At 43.5% G+C, this 22,720-nt stretch carries 19 protein-coding genes and 1 tRNA gene; 9 read left to right on the top strand and 11 right to left on the bottom strand.

The window, feature by feature from the left end; all coding sequences use genetic code 11:
- The first annotated feature begins 59 nt into the window (after positions 1-59).
- Entirely contained in the window at positions 60-512 is a 453-nt protein-coding gene (locus FHS86_RS00900) for an NfeD family protein (RefSeq protein ID WP_429410154.1), read from the top strand.
- 48 nt (positions 513-560) lie between these two features.
- Complete coding sequence (locus FHS86_RS00895) at positions 561-1,541, top strand: SPFH domain-containing protein (protein WP_429410152.1); 981 nt, start codon at positions 561-563, stop codon at positions 1,539-1,541.
- 119 nt (positions 1,542-1,660) lie between these two features.
- Here FHS86_RS00895 and FHS86_RS00890 read toward each other — a convergent pair whose 3' ends face one another.
- The 7 genes from FHS86_RS00890 to FHS86_RS00860 form a co-directional block, all read right to left on the bottom strand.
- Positions 1,661-2,377, bottom strand: coding sequence for a hypothetical protein (locus FHS86_RS00890; protein WP_429410150.1), 717 nt, complete (start codon positions 2,375-2,377; stop codon positions 1,661-1,663).
- A 6-nt stretch (positions 2,378-2,383) separates the two neighbouring features.
- Complete coding sequence (locus FHS86_RS00885; protein ID WP_429410148.1) at positions 2,384-3,790, bottom strand: ATP-binding cassette domain-containing protein; 1,407 nt, start codon at positions 3,788-3,790, stop codon at positions 2,384-2,386.
- Between the two features lie 121 nt (positions 3,791-3,911).
- Complete coding sequence (locus FHS86_RS00880; protein WP_429410146.1) at positions 3,912-4,736, bottom strand: NHL repeat-containing protein; 825 nt, start codon at positions 4,734-4,736, stop codon at positions 3,912-3,914.
- A 38-nt stretch (positions 4,737-4,774) separates the two neighbouring features.
- Complete coding sequence (locus FHS86_RS00875) at positions 4,775-5,860, bottom strand: AMP-binding protein (RefSeq protein WP_429410144.1); 1,086 nt, start codon at positions 5,858-5,860, stop codon at positions 4,775-4,777.
- Positions 5,861-5,903: 43 nt separating this feature from the next.
- Positions 5,904-5,975 (bottom strand) — tRNA-Arg (locus FHS86_RS00870).
- Positions 5,976-6,042: 67 nt separating this feature from the next.
- Positions 6,043-7,089 (bottom strand): bifunctional diaminohydroxyphosphoribosylaminopyrimidine deaminase/5-amino-6-(5-phosphoribosylamino)uracil reductase RibD, encoded by a 1,047-nt coding sequence (ribD, locus tag FHS86_RS00865; protein WP_429410142.1) that lies wholly within the window; start codon positions 7,087-7,089, stop codon positions 6,043-6,045.
- Positions 7,090-7,208: 119 nt separating this feature from the next.
- Positions 7,209-8,108 carry a hypothetical protein gene (locus tag FHS86_RS00860; protein ID WP_429410140.1) on the bottom strand — a complete coding sequence of 300 codons (900 nt, stop codon included), beginning with the start codon at positions 8,106-8,108 and terminating at the stop codon, positions 7,209-7,211.
- A 164-nt stretch (positions 8,109-8,272) separates the two neighbouring features.
- Here FHS86_RS00860 and prmC point away from each other — a divergent pair, with 164 nt between their 5' ends.
- A complete protein-coding gene (gene prmC / locus FHS86_RS00855; protein WP_429410137.1) occupies positions 8,273-9,112 on the top strand; it encodes a peptide chain release factor N(5)-glutamine methyltransferase in 840 nt (279 codons plus the stop codon).
- 74 nt (positions 9,113-9,186) lie between these two features.
- Here the strand turns inward: prmC and FHS86_RS00850 are convergent, their stop codons facing one another.
- Positions 9,187-9,777, bottom strand: coding sequence for a 30S ribosomal protein S16 (locus tag FHS86_RS00850; protein WP_429410134.1), 591 nt, complete (start codon positions 9,775-9,777; stop codon positions 9,187-9,189).
- A 245-nt stretch (positions 9,778-10,022) separates the two neighbouring features.
- Between FHS86_RS00850 and FHS86_RS00845 the strand changes: the two genes are divergently transcribed.
- From FHS86_RS00845 to FHS86_RS00820, 6 genes are all read left to right on the top strand, one after another.
- Positions 10,023-10,754 (top strand): hypothetical protein, encoded by a 732-nt coding sequence (locus FHS86_RS00845; RefSeq protein ID WP_429410132.1) that lies wholly within the window; start codon positions 10,023-10,025, stop codon positions 10,752-10,754.
- A gap of 248 nt (positions 10,755-11,002) precedes the next feature.
- Complete coding sequence (gene dnaE, locus FHS86_RS00840; protein ID WP_429410129.1) at positions 11,003-14,683, top strand: DNA polymerase III subunit alpha; 3,681 nt, start codon at positions 11,003-11,005, stop codon at positions 14,681-14,683.
- 200 nt (positions 14,684-14,883) lie between these two features.
- Complete coding sequence (trxA, locus tag FHS86_RS00835) at positions 14,884-15,201, top strand: thioredoxin (protein ID WP_429410127.1); 318 nt, start codon at positions 14,884-14,886, stop codon at positions 15,199-15,201.
- Positions 15,202-15,678: 477 nt separating this feature from the next.
- Positions 15,679-16,143, top strand: a complete 465-nt coding sequence (gene nuoE, locus FHS86_RS00830; RefSeq protein WP_429410125.1) for an NADH-quinone oxidoreductase subunit NuoE — start codon at positions 15,679-15,681, stop codon at positions 16,141-16,143.
- A gap of 2 nt (positions 16,144-16,145) precedes the next feature.
- The gene (locus FHS86_RS00825) at positions 16,146-17,330 is read left to right on the top strand and encodes an NADH-ubiquinone oxidoreductase-F iron-sulfur binding region domain-containing protein (RefSeq protein ID WP_429410122.1); all 1,185 of its coding nucleotides are present in this window, start codon (positions 16,146-16,148) and stop codon (positions 17,328-17,330) included.
- An 18-nt stretch (positions 17,331-17,348) separates the two neighbouring features.
- Positions 17,349-19,139 (top strand): NADH-dependent [FeFe] hydrogenase, group A6, encoded by a 1,791-nt coding sequence (locus FHS86_RS00820; protein ID WP_429410120.1) that lies wholly within the window; start codon positions 17,349-17,351, stop codon positions 19,137-19,139.
- Between the two features lie 40 nt (positions 19,140-19,179).
- Here the strand turns inward: FHS86_RS00820 and der are convergent, their stop codons facing one another.
- The 3 genes from der to FHS86_RS00805 form a co-directional block, all read right to left on the bottom strand.
- The gene (gene der / locus FHS86_RS00815; protein ID WP_429410118.1) at positions 19,180-20,487 is read right to left on the bottom strand and encodes a ribosome biogenesis GTPase Der; all 1,308 of its coding nucleotides are present in this window, start codon (positions 20,485-20,487) and stop codon (positions 19,180-19,182) included.
- A gap of 16 nt (positions 20,488-20,503) precedes the next feature.
- Positions 20,504-21,388 carry a GTPase Era gene (era, locus tag FHS86_RS00810; protein ID WP_429410115.1) on the bottom strand — a complete coding sequence of 295 codons (885 nt, stop codon included), beginning with the start codon at positions 21,386-21,388 and terminating at the stop codon, positions 20,504-20,506.
- A 334-nt stretch (positions 21,389-21,722) separates the two neighbouring features.
- Complete coding sequence (locus FHS86_RS00805; protein ID WP_429410113.1) at positions 21,723-22,712, bottom strand: adenosine kinase; 990 nt, start codon at positions 22,710-22,712, stop codon at positions 21,723-21,725.
- Positions 22,713-22,720 lie beyond the last annotated feature (8 nt).

Genomic DNA, 22,720 nt, shown 5'->3' with positions numbered 1-22,720 from the left:
CCGTCGATCGGATTCCTGACCTAGTTTTGCTTCAACATTATCAACTAAAATTCATCATCATGGAATTCGAAATTTGGCATATCTGGTTAATTGCTTCCATTATCTTCTTTCTTCTGGAGATATTTATACCCTCGTTTGTGGTTTTTAACCTGGGCGTGGGGGCCATTTTTGCAACCGGGATTTCAGCCCTGGGGGCCGGCCTTGAGTGGCAGATCTTAGTCTTTAGTTTGTTTACCCTGCTTAGTTTCTTTTTGATCAGGCCTTTGCTGAAACGATGGGCTTATAAGCGTTCCGACCAAAAGCAAACCAATGTATATGCAATGATTGGCCGCCGTGGAGTCGTTACCGAAATGATTGATGAAAGCCGAAATTCAGGCCTGGTTAAAATCGATGGCGACATTTGGCAGGCCCGGACCAATGCTCAGCAGATCATTGATCGAGGCAAGGCAGTTAGGGTTACAGCAATCGACAGCATTGTACTAATTGTTGAAGAAGCCGGCATTGGCAACTAAACGAGCTTATAAATAAACCACACATTAATAACCATTAAAATTTCAGCTATGGACCCAATTGTATTTATTGTAATTTGTTTTGCAGTATTCATTATTGTATTTACTGCTGCAGGCGTACGCATTATTCAGCAATCGCAAACAATGATTGTTGAACGCCTTGGAAAGTATCATCGTACGCTTACTTCTGGTTTCAACATCATTATTCCGATTTTTGACCGCCCCCGCCAGATCATTTGGCGCTACTCACGCGAAGACTATGATGGTCGCAAAGTAGTCACTTTTAAATCGAGAGACCGTGTCGATTTGCGTGAAACAGTGTATGATTTTCCCCGGCAAAATGTGATTACCCGCGACAATGTGGGAACCGAAATCAATGCCTTGCTTTATTTTCAGATTATGGACGCCGTAAAGGCCATTTATGAAATTGAAAACTTGCCCGATGCCATTGAGAAACTGACACAAACCACCCTGAGGAATGTGATTGGCGAAATGGACCTCGACGATACGCTTACTTCACGCGATACCATCAACAGCAAATTGAGGGTGATTCTCGACGAAGCAACCAACAAGTGGGGTGTAAAAGTAAACCGGGTTGAGTTGCAGGACATCAACCCTCCGCGGGATATTCGCGATGCCATGGAAAAACAAATGCGGGCTGAGCGTGACCGGAGAGCCAAGATACTCGAAGCTGAAGGTTTGAAAAAAGCACAGATTCTGGAAGCCGAAGGTTACAAGGAATCGCAGATTAACAAGGCCGAAGGTGAAAAGCGTTCTGCCATTCTGAAAGCCGAAGGTGAAGCCGAAGCCCGTATCAAGGTGGCAGTTGCCGAAGCCGAAGCCATTAACCGCATCAAGGATGCTGTGGCATCAGCCGGCGACCCCATTCAGTACATGGTGGCCATTAAGTACATCGATACGCTCGAGATGATGGTACAGGGTGAAGATACCAAAACGGTTTACATGCCTTACGAAGCAACCGGCGTACTGTCATCGATTGGTGGTATCAAAGATTTGCTTCAGTCGAAATAGAACAAAACACAGGCTCCTGATTGCCTGAGATCTTAAAAAATTGTGTCTCTTTTTAAGTTGAAGGTTGAATAGGAACCTTTGTTTAAATGCCGGGTTGCCAAAAAGCAGCCTGGCATTTTTTATTCTCCCAGGTATTCGAGATAGTATTCCCTGCGTGCATTGCTGCCACTGTATTTCAAGAGGTATTTCGAGCCGGCCTTAACATAGTCGTCGAGCACATCAACATAAGACTTCACAAGACCATCTTCATAAATTTTGTACTGAATAATGAGCGAGATTTTTCCTTCGGAAAATTTCATTTTTTCTCCTTTTCGAAGTCTGTTGCTGCTGAATTTAAAATTTTTAGAAAGATAGCTGTCCTTTTGCACTTGCTCACGATTGAACTGCCGCATCTTTTTTTCTTCCTGAATATCTTCCTTTTTTTCTCGTTTCTTCTTCTTTTTTGCCAATTTCTGCTTTTGCTTCAGGTATTTTCGTTGTTGACTTTTGCTTCCCTTTTTAAGTTTTTTTTCGTTAATCCGGTATTTTTCCGACAGTTGAGGCGCTTTGCCTTGATGTTCTTTTTTATTGTTCGTTATGCGCTTTACCTGGTCGTTAAGCATTTGTTCTTCGGAACGTACATTGCCCGACGACGCCTGTGTTGACGCCTGCCTTAGATGATTGCGAAGGTAGTTAAGGTCGCCTCTTTTTAGCTTGGCCCGATAGCTTTTTGAGTAATCATGCATTTCGCCGGCATAAATTACTACTGCATGTTTTTTTTCACCGGGAGCTGCAAACGTATAACAGCCGATGAAAATGAAAAGCAGGGAAAGGATCAGTTGTTTCATTCGTTTCATACTTCGCTATTTTTTTCGTGTTCCAATATAGGCCGTTTTTCCTTTTTCAAGCATTAATTCCAGTGTGAACTGTTCCGGAATTTCTTCCCTGAAATGAGATACAAAAATCATGGCACAATTGGTTTGCCGGGCCAGTTCGTTGAGCAAATCCTGCATGAGAACAATGTTTTCGGGATCAAGTCCCTGAAAAGGTTCATCGAGCAGAAGCAGTGGCGGATGTTTGAGCATTGAGCGAATAATGAGTACCATGCGCTGAGCCGATGATGACAATGTACTGAAGGGCTTGGCGGATAAGTGTTTTAAACCAATTTGCCGAAGCCACTGGTCGGCCAAATTGCGCTGATACGAACTGGCCTGTTTGTACAAACCTTCACTTCCAAAGAAACCTGAGCAGACCACATCGTTCACCGTTTGTCTACCCGGAAGGTATTGATGCATTTCGGGCGATACAAAACCGATTTTGTTTTTGATATCCCAAATTGTTTCTCCGCTGCCCCTGGGTTTTCCGAATAGTCTGATGTCGTAGAGATAAGCTTTTGGATTATCGGCAAAAATCATGTTCAGTAAACTGGTTTTACCCGATCCGTTTTTGCCTGATAATACCCAACATTCACCGGGTTTAACGGTCCAGCTGATATCTTCGAGAAGGACCTTTCCGTTTATGATCAGGCTGACCTTGTTCAGTACAATTAATTCATCGAAAGATGAATTGGTCCATGCCGGAATTTGAGGTAAGGGCTTATCTTTTTTTGCAGTAATTGAGGGGAAGGTACTGCGTTTGAAATGAACTGCTGTTTGCTTTTCGAGAAGAACAAATTGTTCGATGCCTTCGGGAAAGTCGCTGGCCTTGATCCCGGTTAAAACAATGGGGTGACCATTAAGAATCATCTGTCTGAGCATCGCATGCAGGATGATGCGCGAATCATGATCAAGCCCGTTGAAAGCATTATCAATTACCAACAGCCCGGGTTCTTGTGCCAGTGCCCTGATTAATTCAAATTTTCGTTGCTCCCCGTTCGAGAGGCTGATCAGCATTTTATCGAGCTGGTTTTCAAATTGAAATTTTGAAACCAGAGCTTGCAGTTCTTTCTGCTTATTAATTGAAGAAAAAACGTCGGCTACCGTTGGAATTAAATCGCTGTCGGCAGGATTCCATCGTTGCTGGCGGTAGGCCTGTGCTCTATGTCTGAGTTGAATTTCCGAGTGAAACGACAGGAAATGGGTGTTGATAAGGGGAGGAGTGTAGTTACCACTGATTGGTATATGGCCGGCAAGTGCCTTGGCCAGGATGGTTTTACCACTTCCGTTGCGGCCTGCAATCCCTAATGAACTTCCCTTTTTTAGATGAAGGTGAATGTCTTTGAGTAGAATATTGGTTCGTACACCTATTTGAACTGCCTGCCAGTTAATCATACGCATTCTGCTTTTAGGGTAAAGATAAAAAAATGATCCCGGAAAGGTCCGAAATCATTTTCATCGCAGGAAGGAACAGCAACAGTTGTCTTCTGCTACAGTCTATAGTGTATCGATGTTGCTACCAGTTGAGTTGATAGGCTACAACATTGTTTTTAAAGAAAGTAGGCACCAATACCAGCTTACCCGATGGAACATAATCGATGTCGGCCGTGTTGATTTCTTCGGCCGTGGTATCGAGCAGTTGAATGACCTTGCCCTTGTCGGACACGTAAATTTTACCTCCCCAGTTTGAAAAAACAAAACGATCGGGTTCAACAATTTCCAGTCCGTCAACTCCTCCTGCTCCGTCAAAAAGCTGCTTTAGTTCCTTGTTTTCGATGTTGATTTCCCAAACCGACTGGTTGCCAGCATACAATTTGCCTCCTTCGGTCCACAATCCGTTCACATTTTCGAGCTTAGGATCGTGCAGCCACGAGCTGAAAGTATCATTCTGATAACTATAAATGCGCTGATCGCGCGAGTCGGAAACAAAGACCCGGCCGTTTTTACAAACGGCAACATCGTTGAGAAACTTAGCTTCGGGAATCAGAAATTTCTTGTCGATGGAAGCCGTTTCAAGATCGATGATAACGAGTTCATTCATGTCGGCTACATAAATTTTTCCTTTATGAATGGCCATGCCTTTTGGATCGTTGAGGCCGGTAAGCCACGAAGGGTTTACAATTTCGCCCTTGAGGCTGATTTGTGCGAGATAACCGTCGCCGGTTTTCGTATTCAATTCTTCGCCCATACATGTAACAAAAGCCAGTTGATGCTCAGGGCTGTATAAAACCGATTCGGGCGTTTTCAAACTGACCGGAGTTGCCCAAATTTTTTCAAGTTGTTGTGCCTTGGCTGTTGTGACCGCCAATAGCAGTGCCAACAATACAATTAATGATTTCATATTCGAGTTTTTAAGTTGAAAACAGAACGTGCTCAGGCTTAAGAATCAGTGCTGTTGCCGTACTGTTGTTTAATGTTTTGAATGAGTTTTGCGCGATCGATCTTCATCGAAGCATTCCGCGGAAATTCATTCATATAATAAACAGCTTTTGGGGTTCGATGTTTTCCAAGCACCTTTTTAATTTGTTGTAGCATACTGTTTTCGGCAGTTATGTTGGCTTTCTGCTCAAGCACCAATACAAGGCGTTGACCAAGAATGGGGTCCGATTGGGGCACAATGAAACACTCCTGTTGAATGATGGCCGATATTTCTTTTTCGAGTTGTTCGGGCGAAATTTTGATTCCTCCGCTGTTGATGATGAAATCTGAACGTCCCAGCCATTGAAAGTGACCTGGTGACAGGATGTTGATCAAGTCGTTTGTTTCGAGCTTAGAATCAAGCAAATCGGGAGCGTCGATGCTTAAACAGCCCTTGTTGTTTGTTCCGATGGCAATGCCTGGCAAAACATTAAATGCCTTATCCGGATTTTTACCGTTAAGGCGCTGCAAAGCAATGTGTGAGCAGGTTTCGCTCATACCATAAGTGGCATAAACTGCAGTGGGGAGTTGTTGAATTGCTTTTTGAAGTGTGAAATCAATGCCTGCTCCTCCGATAATCAACTGTTTGATATGCGAAAAATTACGCACATTTTGTGTTAGGCCCAATACCTGAAGTGGAACCATGGCTGTAAAATCGATCGGGATAGAAGGTACCAGAGGAGTACCGGCAGGTTCACTTACAATCAGTTTGAGTTGACCCGCAATTGCCCGAACAAGCATCATTTTTCCGGCGATGTAATTCATGGGAAGACAAAGCCAGACACTTGCACCTTTTTGCAGATGGAAGAATTGTAGCGTACGCTGTGCCGAAGCAAGCATGGCACTTTTTTTCAATATGATGTTTTTAGGAGTGCCTGTGCTACCTGAACTCTGTTGTACAATGGTAGTATTTGCATCGAACCATTGAGCGATGAAGTCAAAGACATGGCGTTGCCATTCGGGCAACGATTCATCTTTGGCTTTTTCAAGCCACCTTATTAGTTGATGATGTGGCTGTTCAAAGTCGATGTGCAAAAATTCGTTCATTGAAATCAATTAAAAAAAGGGAATGCCGCAACATTCCCTTTCGTAGCCCCACCAGGAATCGAACCTGGATCTACAGTTTAGGAAACTGCTATTCTATCCGTTGAACTATGAGGCCCTTTGAAATACGGCTGCAAAAATAGATAAAAAGCACACTTGCACCAAATCAAGCTGTCGGCTTATTGTTATTTATTGCGATATATTTTTAATTCGCTGTTGTAAAAACGATCAAAATGCAGAGGTGAAGCTTTGAATTCAGGTGCTCTGATTCCCGAAGTGAATGAGAGTTGTCCTGTATATACATGTGCTTCGTCCCACAAGGACCGGTCGATAAAGCTCTGTAACATTTTAGGTCCTCCCTCCACAATTACCGAAAGAATACCGCGCTCGTAAAGGCTTTTGAGTAAACTGTCGATCACATCGCCATCGCTTGTTGTTTGTATGATTTCAACAGGTCGTTGATCGGAATATGCACCGGTGCTAATGACGATGGTGGGCGCTTTCTGGTCAAAGATGTTCAATTGTCGAGCTAATCGCTGTTTACGGTCGGGGATGATGCGGTATGCTTGTTCGCCGTACCAGTCACGCAGGGTGAGCGATGGATTATCCTTGTCGGCGGTGTCGGTACCTATGAAAATGGCTGATTCTGTCGATCGTTGTTTATGCACCGCAATGCGGGCCATCTCGTTGGTAATCCAGGTGGGCTGGCCCAATTGCTGATTAGCCTGATCAACATCTACAAAGCCGTCGGCCGTTTGTGCCCACTTTAAAATAATATAGGGTCGGTGTTTTTCGTGGAAAGTGAAAAAGCGCCTGTTGAGTTCAAGGCATTCATGCTGCAAAATGCCTACTTCAACCTTAATGCCTGCTTTTTTCATCTTTTCAATTCCTTTGCCGGCTACTTCAGCAAAGGGATCAACGGTGCCAATCACCACGCTGGGAATTTTCTTTTGGATTATAAGGTCGGAACATGGAGGTGTTTTGCCATGATGAGCACAGGGTTCAAGATTTACAAACAGTGTGGATTCAGCGAGTAAGCTCTGATCTTTTACCTTTTGAATGGCATTTACCTCGGCGTGCGGACCACCATATTGCTGGTGATAGCCCTCACCAATGATTTTGTTTTGATGAACAATCACACTGCCCACCATGGGGTTAGGGGCTACCCTTCGTTCACCCAGTTTCGCCAGGTCGATGCATCGTTGCATTATCGTTTCGCGATCGAGAACCATGATTGCTTTCTTTGATTTGCTACAAAAATAATGAAATGAGCCAATGCAGCCGGCCAACTTGTTAATAAAACAGGTGCGCAGATCAGTTTAGCTGGTCTGCGCACCTGTTGAACCTACATTTAGTAATGATAATTGCAAATGGTTTCAGCAATGAAATCAGTTTGATCGGTGTAAGCAATGGTTCTGATTGTGAGACCGTTTACCGGTTTTGGTTCAAGCACCTCGGTTCTGAATCGCACAGTTTCACCTGCAAATATGAGTTGGCGTGCATGGAGTTCAGCGTGCCCAATGAAGAATTTCCTTCGTTCGGATGGATTTAAATGCATGAAATGGAGTCCACCGAGTTTTCCCATCGAAGTACCCATGCGCGCAACAGGCAGGGCCGGATAGTTTTCGAAGTGTCCCGGACAGTCGTCCGGCTTTACCGTACCTAAATTAGCAAAGCAGCTTTCAGAACCTAGCTCCAACGATTCGAATACTGTATCGTTTGTATATGGGTTTGAAAGTTGAAGGGATTCGGTAATCATGCGTTGTGACATAAACATCCGTTCGAAAAGTGTTTGAGACATAATGGTATAACTTACTTCAACTTCGTAAAGTATGGTTCCATCGACGAGTGTAACAAGACCGCCTATGCTTCCGTTTTTACGATTGATTTCAAGCATTCTGGCTCTTGCAATCAGTTTTTCCGCTTTAATTTCGCGAAAATTTCGGCGACTAATAATTGCGTCGGTTGCCAGATAATAGTGCTTTTCTTTTCGGGGATTTTCTTTTGATAAAACAACAGAGCCCAATATGGCCATGTGCCGGCCAATTTCGGCACCGCTCACCGGTCCGTGCTCGGCAATGTTGCATAGTTCGGGACTGAACTCACAGTAGATGTCCTTACCATGGTTGCCTAGATTTTTAAGTGCAAAATAAGGAGCACTCACCGAAATGTTGGCTAAAACATTCGGGTCGAAATCAGGATGATAATTCACTGATTTTGCTGTTTGGGTGCTTAAAAGGTCGAGTGTCATAGGAAATGAATTTTAAGTGGTTTTATTGAATTTAGTTTTTTGCCGACTGAATGAATTTTGTAACATCGTTCGAATTTTCTGTTTTGAGTTTCGACTTTCTATATATATATTTCGTTTTTTGGCAAAAGGTTACCCTTGTTTTATGTTAAATAATCTTTAAATTCATGAAGCCAACACTGTCCTTTATTCGTAATTCGCTGAAAAACAAATATTCGGCTCAGGAAATTGAGTCGTTCATTGGAATAATTTTTAAGCATATTTATAATTATTCTAAGTATGAATTAATCGTAAATAATGATTTGACACTCGACGAGGAAGGTGTAAAAAAGATAGAGCAGATTGTGAACCGATTGGAAGATCATGAGCCAATTCAGTATATTTTAGGTGAAGGCTGGTTTTATGATGAGCTTTTTCATGTGAAGCCCGGGGTATTAATTCCACGAAATGAAACCGAGGAGCTTGTCGATTTGATTATAAAGAGGCATACTGGAAGCAAGGGAAAAATACTGGATATTGGAACCGGAAGTGGTTGTATTGCCATTAGCCTGAAGAAGCACCTGAAAGATTTTCGCTTATTGGCATGTGATGTTTCGGAGGATGCGCTGATTATTGCCCGTGAGAATGCGCATGTTCTTCAGGTTGATATTGATTTCTTTAACTTCGATGTATTATCGGACAAGCCTTTGCCCGGGCAATACGATATTATTGTTAGCAATCCGCCCTATGTTACAAGAAGGGAAATGCAGCAAATGGAACCCAATGTTTTGGATCATGAGCCGCATCTTGCACTTTTTGTTCCCGATGATGATCCGCTGCTTTTTTACCGGGCCATTGTGCAACATGCACAAAACGCACTTGTTGACGGGGGTAGTCTTTATTTCGAAATCAATGAAAATTATGCTCGTGAAATGTTGGCGCTTCTGGCTGCTTACGGAATGAAAGCCGAGGTGCTTAGCGACATCAATGGCAAGCCCCGCATGCTTGTTGCTGGAAAGGAGGTATAAAAAAAACACTTCCGGACTCCGGAAGTGTTTTCTTATCTGTTTTTATGAGGTTTTTTCTAAAAAACAGCGGCCGATTAGGCATCAGCTTTCTTTTCCTCATCAGCTTCGGCAGCTTCTTCAGCAGCTGGTGCTTCTTCAGCAACCTCTTCAGTTGCTTCGGCAGCTTCGGTGTTTTCACCGCTGGTTGCTTCAACTTCAGCGCGTAGTTCTGCATTTTTCTTGGCAAGTTCAGCAGCACGGGCTTCTTTCACTTTTGCTTCAGCTTCAAGGCGTTTGGCCAGATCGGCATCGCTTGTTGCAGCCAACTGATCTTTTTTCGCCTGAATTTTCGCAACTTTTTCCTGTTTCCAGGCAGCAAAGCGGCGATCTGCTTCAGCTTCGTCAAAAGCTCCTTTTTTAACCCCTTCGAGCAGGTGCTTCTTCATCATAACGCCTTCGTACGATAAAATAGCTCTTGCTGTGTCGGTAGGTTGTGCTCCTTTACCTAACCATGATAAAGCTTTGTCAAAGTCCAGTTCGATGGTAGCAGGATTTGTGTTTGGGTTATACTGCCCAATCCTTTCGATAAATTTACCATCTCGTGGCGCCCTGCTATCTGCCACTACAATGTGGTAGTAAGCAAATCTCTTTCGGCCGTGTCGGGCCAATCGAATTTTAACTGGCATAATAATTAATTTTAATTGATTTGAACTTAATTTTGCGAGCGCAAAAATACAACAAAATTTTCGTAATCAAATAGTCAGTACTATTTTACTTCTTGTTTTTCGGACAATTACATGATTAAATTTGATGTTTTATTCTCTGCGCAACCAATTTGAATGGAAAACGATCATTAAACGCGCAACAGGGCTGAATGGTGCTCTTTGCAATTTTATTGAATAATGAAACATGCATTTTTAACCTTTTTGTTATGAATATTAAATTAACCTTTTGGATGATGTTGTTGATTGCTGCGCTTTCAACCAGCTTATTTACTTCGTGTATCGATGACAGCCCTGCCGAAGCTCAGGCCTATGGCGATGCATTGATCAGGGTCATTAAGCAGGGCGATTCACTTGTTTACAATGTTCAGCTTTATACTTATTCGTGGTATGCCATGAATGAGGTAAGTGTTCATTCGTCGCTCGATTCTACTGTTACCATTTTCCTCGATTCAATTAATTTCAAGTATACCTACGCCCATCTGCCCGAGCGTTCGACTTATTCTTCGGAAAAACCTGAAGAACAGGAATATTACTTCAATGTATTGTTTGCAAGCGGAGAGGAGCTAATTGTTGACGATTATCTCGATTCCAGCACTGTTAACCCGGTCGATATAGAAACACTTGTTTGGGACGAAGAAGATGAGGAATTATCGGTGGAGTGGTCTGTGCCTGCAAACGCCGACTATTTTAAAGTTCTTTTGTTTGACGAGGAACAGCAAATTGTGTTTGAAACCGACTTACTCAATCGCAACATTACCGAAATTGACATTAATCGCTATTCCTATGGCTGGTATAGTAATAAGCAAGCCGAAGTCAATGCTAGCTACAAACTTGCGGTAAATGCTTACCTTTTCGAGCCCATCGCTTCGTCGTTTGATGTACAGTGCATTGCAGTGAACGATGAAAACACTTTTGAATGGACGGTTGACGACAATTAAAAAGCGTTCTGAAGTATTGTTCCCAATTTTGTTAAACATAATATTTAGATGAAGGGGCTTGTTGGTAACTTTTTAGAACCAGCATCAGCATATCCTGTTGTTATTTGAAAAAACAGCAGGATTTTTTTTGCCTTTCAGGCATTCAACTTTTCAACATGAGTCTGTTTTCAATAATTAATTGGTTAATTTTAAATTCTCTTAAATTAGCTTGAGTAATAACATAAAACACAGAAAAACAAACACATAGCATGAGGCCATTTAATCACTTACATGTACATTCACAATATTCGATACTCGACGGTCAGGCCAGCATTAAATCGCTGGTCGATAAGGCGCAGACGGATGGGATGAAGGCGCTTGCACTGACCGATCATGGCACCATGTTTGGAATCAAGGAATTTTGGAATACCTGTAAATCGGAAAAATTTGGCGATCCCGATGTACCGGTTGAGCAATGGTACAAGGTAAAACCCATTCTGGGCTGCGAAACCTATGTGGCTGCAAGGGGCATCGAAAACAAAACAAGCAAGGAAGACCGCTCGGGTTATCACCTGATTGTTCTGGCTAAAAATCATACCGGATATAAAAACCTGCTTAAAATGATTTCGATCGCCAGTACGGAAGGTTTTTATTACAAACCGCGCATCGACAAATCAATTCTGGAAAAATACCACGAGGGCATCATCGTAACTTCGGCCTGCCTTGGGGGAGAAGTACCCCAAAAAATAATGGCTGGAGATATCGAAGGGGCCATAGAGACCATCCAATGGTTCAAAAGCATTTTTGGCAGCGACTATTATCTCGAACTGCAGAGGCATCCGACGCTGCAGCAACGCGAGCGACAAGATGTTTACGAAAATCAGGTGAAAGTGAACCAGGTACTCATTGAACTTTCGAAACAGACTGGTGTGAAGCTTATTGCCGCCAACGATGTTCATTTTACCAACGAAGTAGATGCCGATGCCCACGACATTCTAATTTGCCTGAATACCGGGAAAAATTACGAGGATGATAACCGGATGCGTTACACTAAACACGAGTGGTTTAAATCGGTGAAGGAAATGAACGAATTGTTTGCCGATGTTCCCGAAGCGCTGGAAAACACCCAGGAAATTGCCGACAAGGTGGAATACTACGAGCTCGATTCTGATCCCATCATGCCCGAATTTCCCATACCAGCCGAATTTGCAAGCTGGGCAGATTATCTTGAAAAATATTCGGAAGAAGCGCTGAAGGAAGAATTCGAACGTTACGACAAAATGGGAGGCTACGAAAAGGTACTTCGCATCAAATACGAAGCCGATTATCTGGCCCACCTGGTTTATAAAGGAGCTCAGGAGCGTTATCCCGACAACCTGGATGAATGCCGTGAGCGCATCGATTTTGAGCTCGACACCATCAAGCAGATGGGTTTTCCTGGTTACTTCCTCATTGTGGCCGACTTTATACAGGCAGCCCGCGACATGGGGGTCATTGTAGGACCGGGACGTGGTTCGGCTGCTGGCTCGGTAGTTGCTTACTGTATTAAAATTACCAATGTCGATCCGATAAAATTTGATTTGCTGTTCGAGCGTTTTCTTAATCCCGATCGTATTTCAATGCCCGATATCGATATCGACTTCGATGACGATGGCAGACAGCTTGTTCTCGACTGGGTGACAGAGAAATATGGACAGGACAAGGTGGCACATATTTGTACCTTTGGAACCATGGCCGCCAAACTGGCGATTCGGGATGTGGCCAGGGTTTTACAACTTCCGCTTCCAGAGGCCGACCGCCTGGCTAAAATGATTCCCGAAGCGCCTAAAATGACGTTGAAAAAGGCCTACAAGGAAAATCCTCAGCTCGAATCTGAAAAACAGTCGCCCAACAGGCTGGTTTCTGATACCATTCGCTTTGCTGAAACCCTCGAAGGATCGGTAAGACAAACCGGGGTACATGCCTGTGGAATTCTGATTGGTCGTGATCCGCTGCCTGAGCATATTCCAATAATGCCTACCAAGGAAGAAAACCTGTATACTACGCAATACGACGGCCGCTTTGTTGAGGAAATTGGTTTGCTGAAAATGGACTTTCTTGGGCTGAAAACACTTTCAATCATTAAGGAATGCCTCGATAACATCAAACTTTCAAAAGGAATTGATATCAACATCGATGAAATTCCCATTGACGATGAGGAAACATATCAGCTTTTTTCGCGGGGCGATACAACGGCCATCTTTCAGTTCGAATCACCCGGAATGAAAAAGTGGCTTCGTTTGCTACAGCCCAACCGTTTTGAGGATCTTGTAGCCATGAATGCCCTTTATCGTCCGGGTCCCATGGAATACATTCCCAACTACGTTAACCGTAAACACGGGAAGGAAGAAATAGCTTACGACCATCCTATGATGGAAGAATATCTCAACGACACCTACGGAATCACGGTATTCCAGGAGCAGGTGATGCTTCAGTCGAGAGCATTGGGTGGATTTACACGGGGACAGTCGGATACCCTGCGTAAAGCCATGGGAAAGAAAAACCGGAAGCTCATGGATAAGCTGAAGGTGCAGTTTATGGAAGGCTGTTTGAATAATGAGCAGTTCATGGAGGGGGCCAAAGAAAGAAAGGAAACGCCTGAAAAACTGATTGATAAAATATGGAAGGACTGGGAAGCCTTTGCCCAGTATGCCTTCAATAAGTCGCACTCGGTTTGCTATGCATACATTGCTTATCAAACGGGCTATCTCAAGGCACATTATCCGGCCGAATTTATGGCCGCTGTACTTAGCCGAAATCTCTCCAACATCGATCGGATTTCTTTGTTTATGGACGAATGCCATCACCTCGGCATCAAGGTGCTTGGCCCCGATGTGAACGAGTCGTACCGCAAGTTTACCGTGAACAAAAAAGGTGAAATCCGCTTCGGAATGTCGGGTGTGAAAGGTGTAGGCGACGGAGCAGTAAACGACATCATAAAGGAACGTGATGAAAATGGTCTCTTTAGCGATATGTACGATTTCGCCGAGCGGGTCAACCTGCAATCGGTGAGCAAGAAAAACTGGGAAGCACTGGCCTATTCCGGAGGGTTTGACTCTATTGCCGATTGCAATCGTGCTGAATTTTTCATCCCCGATAAAAACGAACTGAATTACATCGAAAACCTGATCAGATACGGTAATCTTATTCAAAATGAGCGAAACATGGCTCAGCAGTCGTTATTTGGTGCCGGGCAGGAAGTGGCAGTTCAAAAACCCAAAGCGGTTATGGGCGACGAGTGGCCCAGTGTGGTAAAGCTGGAGCACGAAAAAAACCTGATCGGGATGTACCTTACTGCTCATCCGCTTGACGATTTCAGACTTGAAATTGATGCTTTCTGTACCAGGAATGTAAGCTTTTCAATGCTCGACGAAGATATCAGCCAATTCAAAGGCCGCGATCTGAACCTGGCCGGAATGGTGACCGAAGCCTATGAAGGAATGAACAAGAGCGGAAAAATGTTTTCGACGATGACCATCACTGATTATGACGGTTCGTACAAAATGTTCTTTTTTGGACCGGACTACATCAACTTTGGAAAATTCTGTAAAAAAGGATTGTTTTTGATGGTGAAGGGTAAAGTTCAGGCACGGTTTCGCCGGCAGGATAACGGACCTGAATCGTTCGAATTCAAGGCTTCACACATCGAGTTGTTGTCAGAAGTGCGCAATACACGTGTCAAATCAATTGCGGTATCGGTTGATCTGAACGCGATTGATGAACAGCTGGTGGCTGAACTGAGCAACCAGTGTGAACACCATAAAGGCAACACACAACTTGAATTTAATATTGTCGATTCGCTTACAAAGACCAGTATTCAATTGTTTTCCAGAAATGTGAGGGTAGAGCCCAATGATGAATTTTTAGATTATTTAAGAAGTAAAGAGGGAATTTTGTTTAAAATCAATTAAATTTGCGGGCTCGTTTTTGTGCTTTTTGTACACTTCATTTTTTTGAACAGGGTAGGAAAAAAGCCAGGAATACTATCAGGAGTCGGGTAAATTCCTATTGATCCTTTTTTTCGAGAACAATTTGAAGGTCGAAGTGGTTGTACTGTGATAAAGTAAATTTCTTTTAGAAAGCGATATAAAATATTAAAAACTTTATAGTTATGGCAATAGAAGTAAATGATGCAAATTTTGAAGAGGTAGTCCTTCAATCGGACAAGCCTGTTTTGGTCGACTTTTGGGCCGAGTGGTGTGGTCCCTGCCGGATGGTAGGTCCCCTGGTTGAAGAATTAGCAGGTGAGTACGAAGGAAAAGCAGTAGTAGCGAAAATGGATGTTGACAGCAATCCAGGCATTCCTGCAAAATTTGGAATCCGCAATATTCCAACCATCCTGTTTTTTAAAGGAGGCGAAGTAGCCGACAAACAGGTAGGTGCAGTACCAAAAACCGTATTGGCTCAAAAAATTGACGCATTACTGTAAACATTATCAAAAATATATTAAAACCCCGCTTTCGGCGGGGTTTTTTTATTAAAATCACTTTACTTGCATGCCACTTTTGTCTTTAAAAGGCTTTATATTCAGCTCAATTCAGCTTAAATTCATTCTAAATTGAATATGATTTATCATAGGTATTGCCATTAATCATGCTTGAATGTAGATAGTTTCATACCATGATATACACTGTCTTTACTGTTTCACAAAATCCCACTATTTTAATAGCATTCTGCTTTTGAACAACAGTCCGTTTTGGTTTCAATCGGCTATTTCCTAAAACTGACACTTACCACTGGTATTTAATGCTTTACTTAACTAAATTACATGCATGCTTATTGATCATAAGCGATCCGGTAGTAGTAAAAACTATTGGTATCTGTATGTAATTGCTCCTGCCTTATATTGGCGTATCTCTTTTATTAACTGCGAAAACCAACTGTTTAATTCTTCACATTTTGTTTTATGAATCGAACTACAGAACTGATTACCGAACTGGCCGACAAGTACGGGCGCAAACGAGAAAATCTGCTTCCAATTTTGCAGGAGGTAGTTGCCCGTGAGAACTATCTTTCGGACACTGTTATGGTCGACATTGCCCGCGAACTTCAGCTTTCTGCTGCTGAGGTTTATGGCACTGCTACCTTTTATTCCTTTCTGGAATACAGAAAGATGGGAAGATTTGTAATCAGGATTTGCAAAACAATTACCTGTGCCATGAAAGGTAAAAACCAAATCCTGCTGACCATTGAAGACATGTTAAAAATCGGATTGGGGGAAACCACGGCCGACAAAAAGTTTTCACTACTGCAAACCAACTGCCTGGGCTGGTGCCACAAGGCACCTGCGATGCTCATCAACGATGAGATTTATACGGAATTAACTCCTGAAAAGGTACGTGAAATTTTATCCGAATATTTAAAGAAATAGTTATGACGCTACAATACAACCTGAAGAGGGCCGATTTTATTTTCAAAAATGAAAACGACTGGGAAAAAATTCTTAGTCGCACCCTGGAGAAAGACCGTCAGGATCTAATTAATGAACTGATAAGTTCAGAACTGAAAGGCCGGGGTGGAGCTGGTTTCCCTACCGGCTTAAAATGGAAACTTACCAGCGAGGCCAAAGCTGAAAAGAAGTATGTAATATGCAATGCCGATGAAGGCGAGCCGGGTACCTTTAAGGACCGTGAAATTTTAACCAAGGTACCTTTTACGGTGCTGACAGCGATGGGGATCTGTGCCTATATTACCGGTGCTAAGCAGGGCTACATTTATCTTCGGGGTGAATACAAATACCTGAAACCCGAGCTTGAAAAGGCCATCGAAGAGTTTGAATACTACTGCAAGGAGATCAAATTTGATTTTTCGATTAAAATTTTCATGGGAAGCGGGGCTTACATTTGTGGCGAAGAAACTGCTTTGATGGAATCGATGGAAGGAAAGCGCGGAGAACCACGCAACAAACCGCCCTTTCCAACCAATGTTGGTTATCAGGGCTATCCAACGGTGATCAACAATGTTGAAACCCTGGCACATGCCTTTACCATTTTCAAACACGGCGCCAAGAAATTTTACGATCTGGGCGTTCAATTCTCCAGGGGCACCAAGCTTTTTTCGGTTTCAGGCGATACACCCAAACCAGGTATTTATGAACTGGAGTTGGGTATGAGCCTTCAGGATTTTGTCGATGAGTTTGGTGATGGTGATACCAAAGCAGTTCAGGTCGGTGGTGCCTCGGGCTTTCTTGTACCCAGAAAGCGTTTTGCTGAAACCAGCATTGGTTATAAGGGCAAATTGGTAGGAATATCGCTTCCTACCGGTGGATCGATGATGCTGTTTAACAGTACCCGTTCGATGTACAATGTGCTCGATAACTATCTCGAATTTTTCCGCGAAGAATCATGCGGTCAATGTACACCATGCAGGGTGGGTTGTCAACAGCTTCATATAGGGATTAAAGCCGTGAAGCAGGGAGATAAACCGGCGAGCTACCTCGAAAAGTTGCTGCGCTTAACCGAAACCATGCAATATACCGCCAAGTGTGGACTGGGTCAGTCAGTAGCCAACTCTTTCTCGTCGATCGTTGAAAATTTTCGGGAAGAAATGATTTATTAACCAGCTAATTAAACGACCATGAGTAAAAATATCAACATAACCATCAACGGAGTAGTACACGAAGTAGATCCCGGTAAAACCATATTGGAGGCTGCACGTGAAGCAGGATACAACATCCCGACGCTTTGCTATCACAAGGACCTTTGCATTGCCGGAAACTGCAGGGTGTGTGTTGTCGAGATAGTGGGGCAGAAGCGCCTTGCTGCTTCCTGTGCAACGCCCTGTCATGAAAACATGGAAATACTCACCAACACGCTGAAAGTTCGCAACTCGCGAAAACACATTATCGAAATGTTGCTATCGGAGCACAATGCCGACTGCACTAAATGTTATAAAAACGGAAACTGTGAGCTTCAGGATCTGGCGGCTGAGTACAAGATCATGTCGCAGGATCTGATCGATCTGAGTCCGTATAAAAACTATACCGTCGACATGTACTCGCCCTCAATCATAAAAGACGACAGCCGTTGTATCCGCTGCCAGCGTTGTGTACGTACCTGTGCCGAGCTGCAGGGTGTGAGCGCGCTTTCGGTAGCCTATAAGGGTGATCACATGAAAATTTCGACCTTTTTCGAAAAGTCGATGAACGATGTGGTGTGTACCAATTGCGGTCAGTGTGTCAATCACTGCCCCACCGGCGCACTTATTGAGAAAAACTACATTGAGGAAGTGTGGGAAGCAATTGCAAATCCTGAGAAACATGTGGTGGTACAGACAGCTCCGGCTGTAAGGGTCGGTTTGGGCGAAGAAATGGGACTTGAAGCCGGAACCCGTGTAACGGGTAAAATGGTTTCAGCGCTAAAAAACCTGGGTTTCGACTCGGTGCTGGATACCGATTTTACGGCCGATTTAACCATCATGGAAGAAGGTACCGAATTACTCACCCGGCTGAAACGTGCGCTGGTCGATCATGACGAAAGTGTGAGGCTGCCCATGTACACATCGTGCTCACCAGGCTGGATAAAATACATTGAACACAAATATCCCGAGTACCTCGACAACCTTTCGACCTGTAAATCGCCGCAACAAATGTTTGGAGCACTGGCCAAAACTTATTATGCCAAAGCTCGCAAACTCGATCCTGAAAAAATCGTTTCGGTTTCGATCATGCCTTGCACTGCCAAGAAATTTGAATCGAACCGGCCCGAAATGCACGACAGTGGTTACCGTGATGTCGATTATGTGCTTACCACCCGCGAACTGGCCATCATGATCAAGCAGGCCGGTATTGATTTTTCGAAGATAAAAGAGCGAAAGTTTGACCGGCTGATGGGTGAATCGACCGGTGCCGGTGTAATTTTTGGTTCAACAGGTGGCGTGATGGAAGCAGCGCTTCGTACGGCATATGAGTTGGTTACAGGAAGAGAGGTTCCTTTTGAGAACCTCGAAATCTTTCCTGTAAGAGGCCTTGAAGGTGTACGTGAGGCAACGATCAAAATTGAAAACCCACTCGAAGAATGGAAATTTCTCGATGGAGTTGAGCTAAAATGTGCGGTCGCCCATGGACTGGTCAATGCTCAAAAAGTGATCGAGGCAGTAAAAAAACACGAGGCAGACTACCATTTTATTGAGGTAATGGCCTGCCCCGGTGGTTGCCTTGGCGGTGGTGGTCAGCCCATTCCTACCAATCCCGAGATCAGGGAGAAGAGGGCATTGGCCATCTATGCCGAAGATGCCGACATGCCCCTAAGGAAATCGCACGAGAATCCGGAGATCATGAAAATTTATCACGATTATCTGAAAGAGCCGCTGGGTGAAAAATCACATCACTTGTTGCATACTACGTATACTGTAAGAGATAATTACTAAAAAAAATGCGGCTGTTCATCGTTTGAACAGCCGCTACTTCTTATTTTTTTCTAAATACCAGAGTAATGGGAACTCCCTCAAAATCGAAATATTCCCTGATTTTGTTTTCAAGGTAGCGTTTGTACGGATCCTTGATGTATTGCGGCAAGTTGGCATAAAATGCAAATACAGGTGTTGGAGCAGGCAATTGGGTAATGTATTTTATTTTGATGAACTTTCCCTTGGTCGAAGGTGGCGAAAACTGTTCAATGGCCTCGAGCAGGTACTCATTCAAGGCTGAAGTTTTGATCTTCTTCGTGCGGTTTTCGTACACTTTCATGGCCGTTTCAAAGGCTTTCAGCAAGCGCTGTTTGGTCAGGGCCGAAGTAAAAACAATGGGAACATCGTTAAAAGGAGCGATGCGTTGCTTAATTTCTTCGGTGAATGCCTTAGTGCTGCTTTGATCCTTTTCAACAAGATCCCATTTATTGACCAGGATGACAACACCCTTTTTATTTTTAATTACCAGATTAAAAATATTGATGTCCTGGGCTTCAACTCCGCGGGTGGCATCAATCAGCAGCATACACACATCCGACGATTCGATGGCTCTGATTGAGCGCATTACCGAATAGAATTCGAGATTCTCGTGTACCTTGCCTTTTTTTCGCAAGCCGGCAGTATCGGTAAGAATGAAATCGTGTCCAAACTTGTTGTAACGGGTAAAAATGGCATCGCGGGTAGTACCGGCAACGTCGGTTACAATGTGTCTTTCTTCTCCAATAAGGGCATTGATCATCGAAGATTTACCCACATTGGGCCGGCCGATGATAGAAAAATGAGGAACATTGTCCTCTTCGAGTGTTCGGGTTGCTTTGGGAAAGGCTGCCACAACCTTATCAAGCAGATCGCCTGTTCCGCTTCCGTTGATTGACGAAACACAGAAAAGATCACCCAGACCGAGGTTGTAAAACTCATACGAATCGGCTATTCGCGCGTGGTTATCGACCTTGTTCACCGCGATGAAAACCGGTTTTTCAACTTTCCGCAACAGCAGGGCAATAGAATCGTCGAGATCGGTAATTCCGCTTTCAACATCCACAACATAAATAATAACATCGGCTTCTTCGATGGCAAGATGCACCTGACGTCTTATTTCTTCTTCAAATATATCGTCAGAGTTCATTACATAACCTCCGGTGTCGATCAGTGAGAATTCGAAGCCGTTCCATTCGCCTTTACCATAAATACGGTCGCGGGTCACCCCCGATTCATTATCAACAATGGCGGTGCGTGCTTCCACAATCCGGTTAAACAGCGTTGATTTGCCGACATTGGGCCGGCCTACAATTGCAACAATATTGCTCATATTCTTTTTCTCTATTTTACTGCATGTCGTATCCAAAACCACGTAGCTTGCGGTCTTCGTCGCGCCATCCCTTACTTACTTTTACAAATACTTCAAGAAATACTTTCTTGTCAAAAAATTCTTCCATGTCTTTGCGGGCTTCTGTTCCAACCCGCTTTAATGCTCTTCCCTGGTGCCCTATAATAATACCCTTTTGCGTTTCACGGTTCACGTAGATTACGCTGGCCACCCGAAGCAGTTTTTCTTCTTCCTGAAAACTTTCTACTTCCACTTCCACCGAATAGGGGATTTCTTTCTGATAGTGGAGCAGTATTTTTTCTCTTATGATTTCCTGAATAAAAAAGCGTTCATTGCGATCGGTGAGTTCGTCTTTTGGGAAAAAAGCCGGACCTTCGGGCAATTTTTCAAGAATCAAATCAAAGATGGGTGCAATGTTGAACTTTTCAGTCGCTGATACAGGAAGTATTTGGGCATTGGGTAATAATTCCTTCCATTGTTCAACCAGGAGCATTACCTTTTCCTGCGTTGAAAGGTCGATTTTGTTGATCAGCAGAATGACAGGGATGTCCGATTTTTGCACCCTGTCGAGGTATTCTGAGTTTTTATCGGGCGTTTCAACCACATCGGTAACATACAAAATGACATCGGCATCGATCAGTGCGGTGTCGACGTATCTCATCATGCTTTCCTGCAGTTTGTAATTGGGTTTTAGGATGCCCGGTGTGTCGGAATAAACGATTTGGAAATTTTCTCCGCTAACAATGCCTTTTATCCGGTGCCTGGTGGTTTGCATTTTCGAGGTAATGATCGAGATCTTTTCTCCTACCAGGGTATTCATAATGGTTGATTTTCCAACATTGGGATTCCCTATAATGTTGACAAAACCTGATTGATGTGTCATTTGCTTTTCTCTGATGAAATTTATTTGCTGCAAAGATAATTGTTTTTAACTAACTGTGCAGGAAATAAAATTATTGAAATACAGTCAGGTAGGCTTCTTTCTTTGTGGGTAGATTCAATTATTTGTCGATTGGAGAAAGATTTTTGGAGAAATAAAGTAATTTTTAAACCAAGTGGACGTTTATCTGTTGTAGTAAATACAAATTCAATAAACACCCTGTTTTTTAGTTCCTCTTGTTAATTATTCCAACCCCGCTTAACCCGGCGGGGTTTTCTTTTTTCTGTCCTGTATACTTTGGTTTTATTAGGAGAGAACGATTGTTTTTCAAAAAGAATTAAGCAATTATTGCTTTTATGCGGGTGTTGATTTCGGTCCATAATTCATCATCCATGCGCGCCCCGTATATGCTTATTACTTTGCCTGCAAGCAACGAGGCCAGTTTTCCGCATTTTTCCAGTGAAAGGTTGCGTGAAAATCCGTAAAGAAAGCCCGCTGCATACAAATCGCCTGCTCCTGTGGTATCAATGCAGTTAGTTCCTTCAACAGCCACACGTACTACTTTATCTCCGTGCTTAATTAACGAACCTTTACTTCCTGTTTTTACAACAGCAATGTCACAGCTTTGTGCCAGTAACTCAAGTGCAGCATCGGGATCGAGGCCTGTATAAGCTTTGGCCTCCTCTTCGTTGGCAAAGATAATATCGACGTATTCTTCAATAATTTCCTTTAGAAAAGCGAGATTTTCCTGTACAACATTATAACTGGCCAGATCGAGTGCAATACTTAAGCCGGCTTTACGGGCCATTTCGGCTGATTTACGAACCAGTGCATGGTTTTGTACCAGATAACCTTCGATGTAGGCAATATCGTATCCTCTGAACAGCTCAATGGAGAAATTCTCGGGCTCGAGTTCAATGGCTGCCCCCAGGTAAGTGGCAAAAGTACGTTCCGAGTCGGGAGTAACCAGGGCCATGGCCACACCTGTTGAACTGGTCGATTTGAAAAGGTGGGGATCAACTCCGGAACGGGCCAGCTCATCGTGGTATTTTTGTCCAAGCAGGTCGTCGCCCACTTTGCCAATGAACGCGGTTTGAGCACCCAGGCTGGCTAAGCCATGTATCGTATTGGCCACCGAACCTCCCGGTGTCAGAATTTGATCGAAAACAATGGTCTGTGTATTAATGTTATTCGAAGTTTCGGCATCGACCAGGGTCATGCTGCCTTTGGGTAAACGGTTTTTTTGAAGTATATCGTCGTTGGGCAGTTTTACCACAACGTCCATCAGTGCGTTTCCTATTCCAATAATGCTTTTGTAAGTACTCATAATCAAAA

It is taken from the genome of Roseimarinus sediminis (assembly GCF_050433125.1).
In the GTDB taxonomy this organism is placed as follows: domain Bacteria; phylum Bacteroidota; class Bacteroidia; order Bacteroidales; family Prolixibacteraceae; genus Roseimarinus; species Roseimarinus sediminis.
The sequence above is the reverse complement of the archived record's forward strand: the minus strand, read 5'-3'. Positions and strand labels throughout refer to the sequence as shown.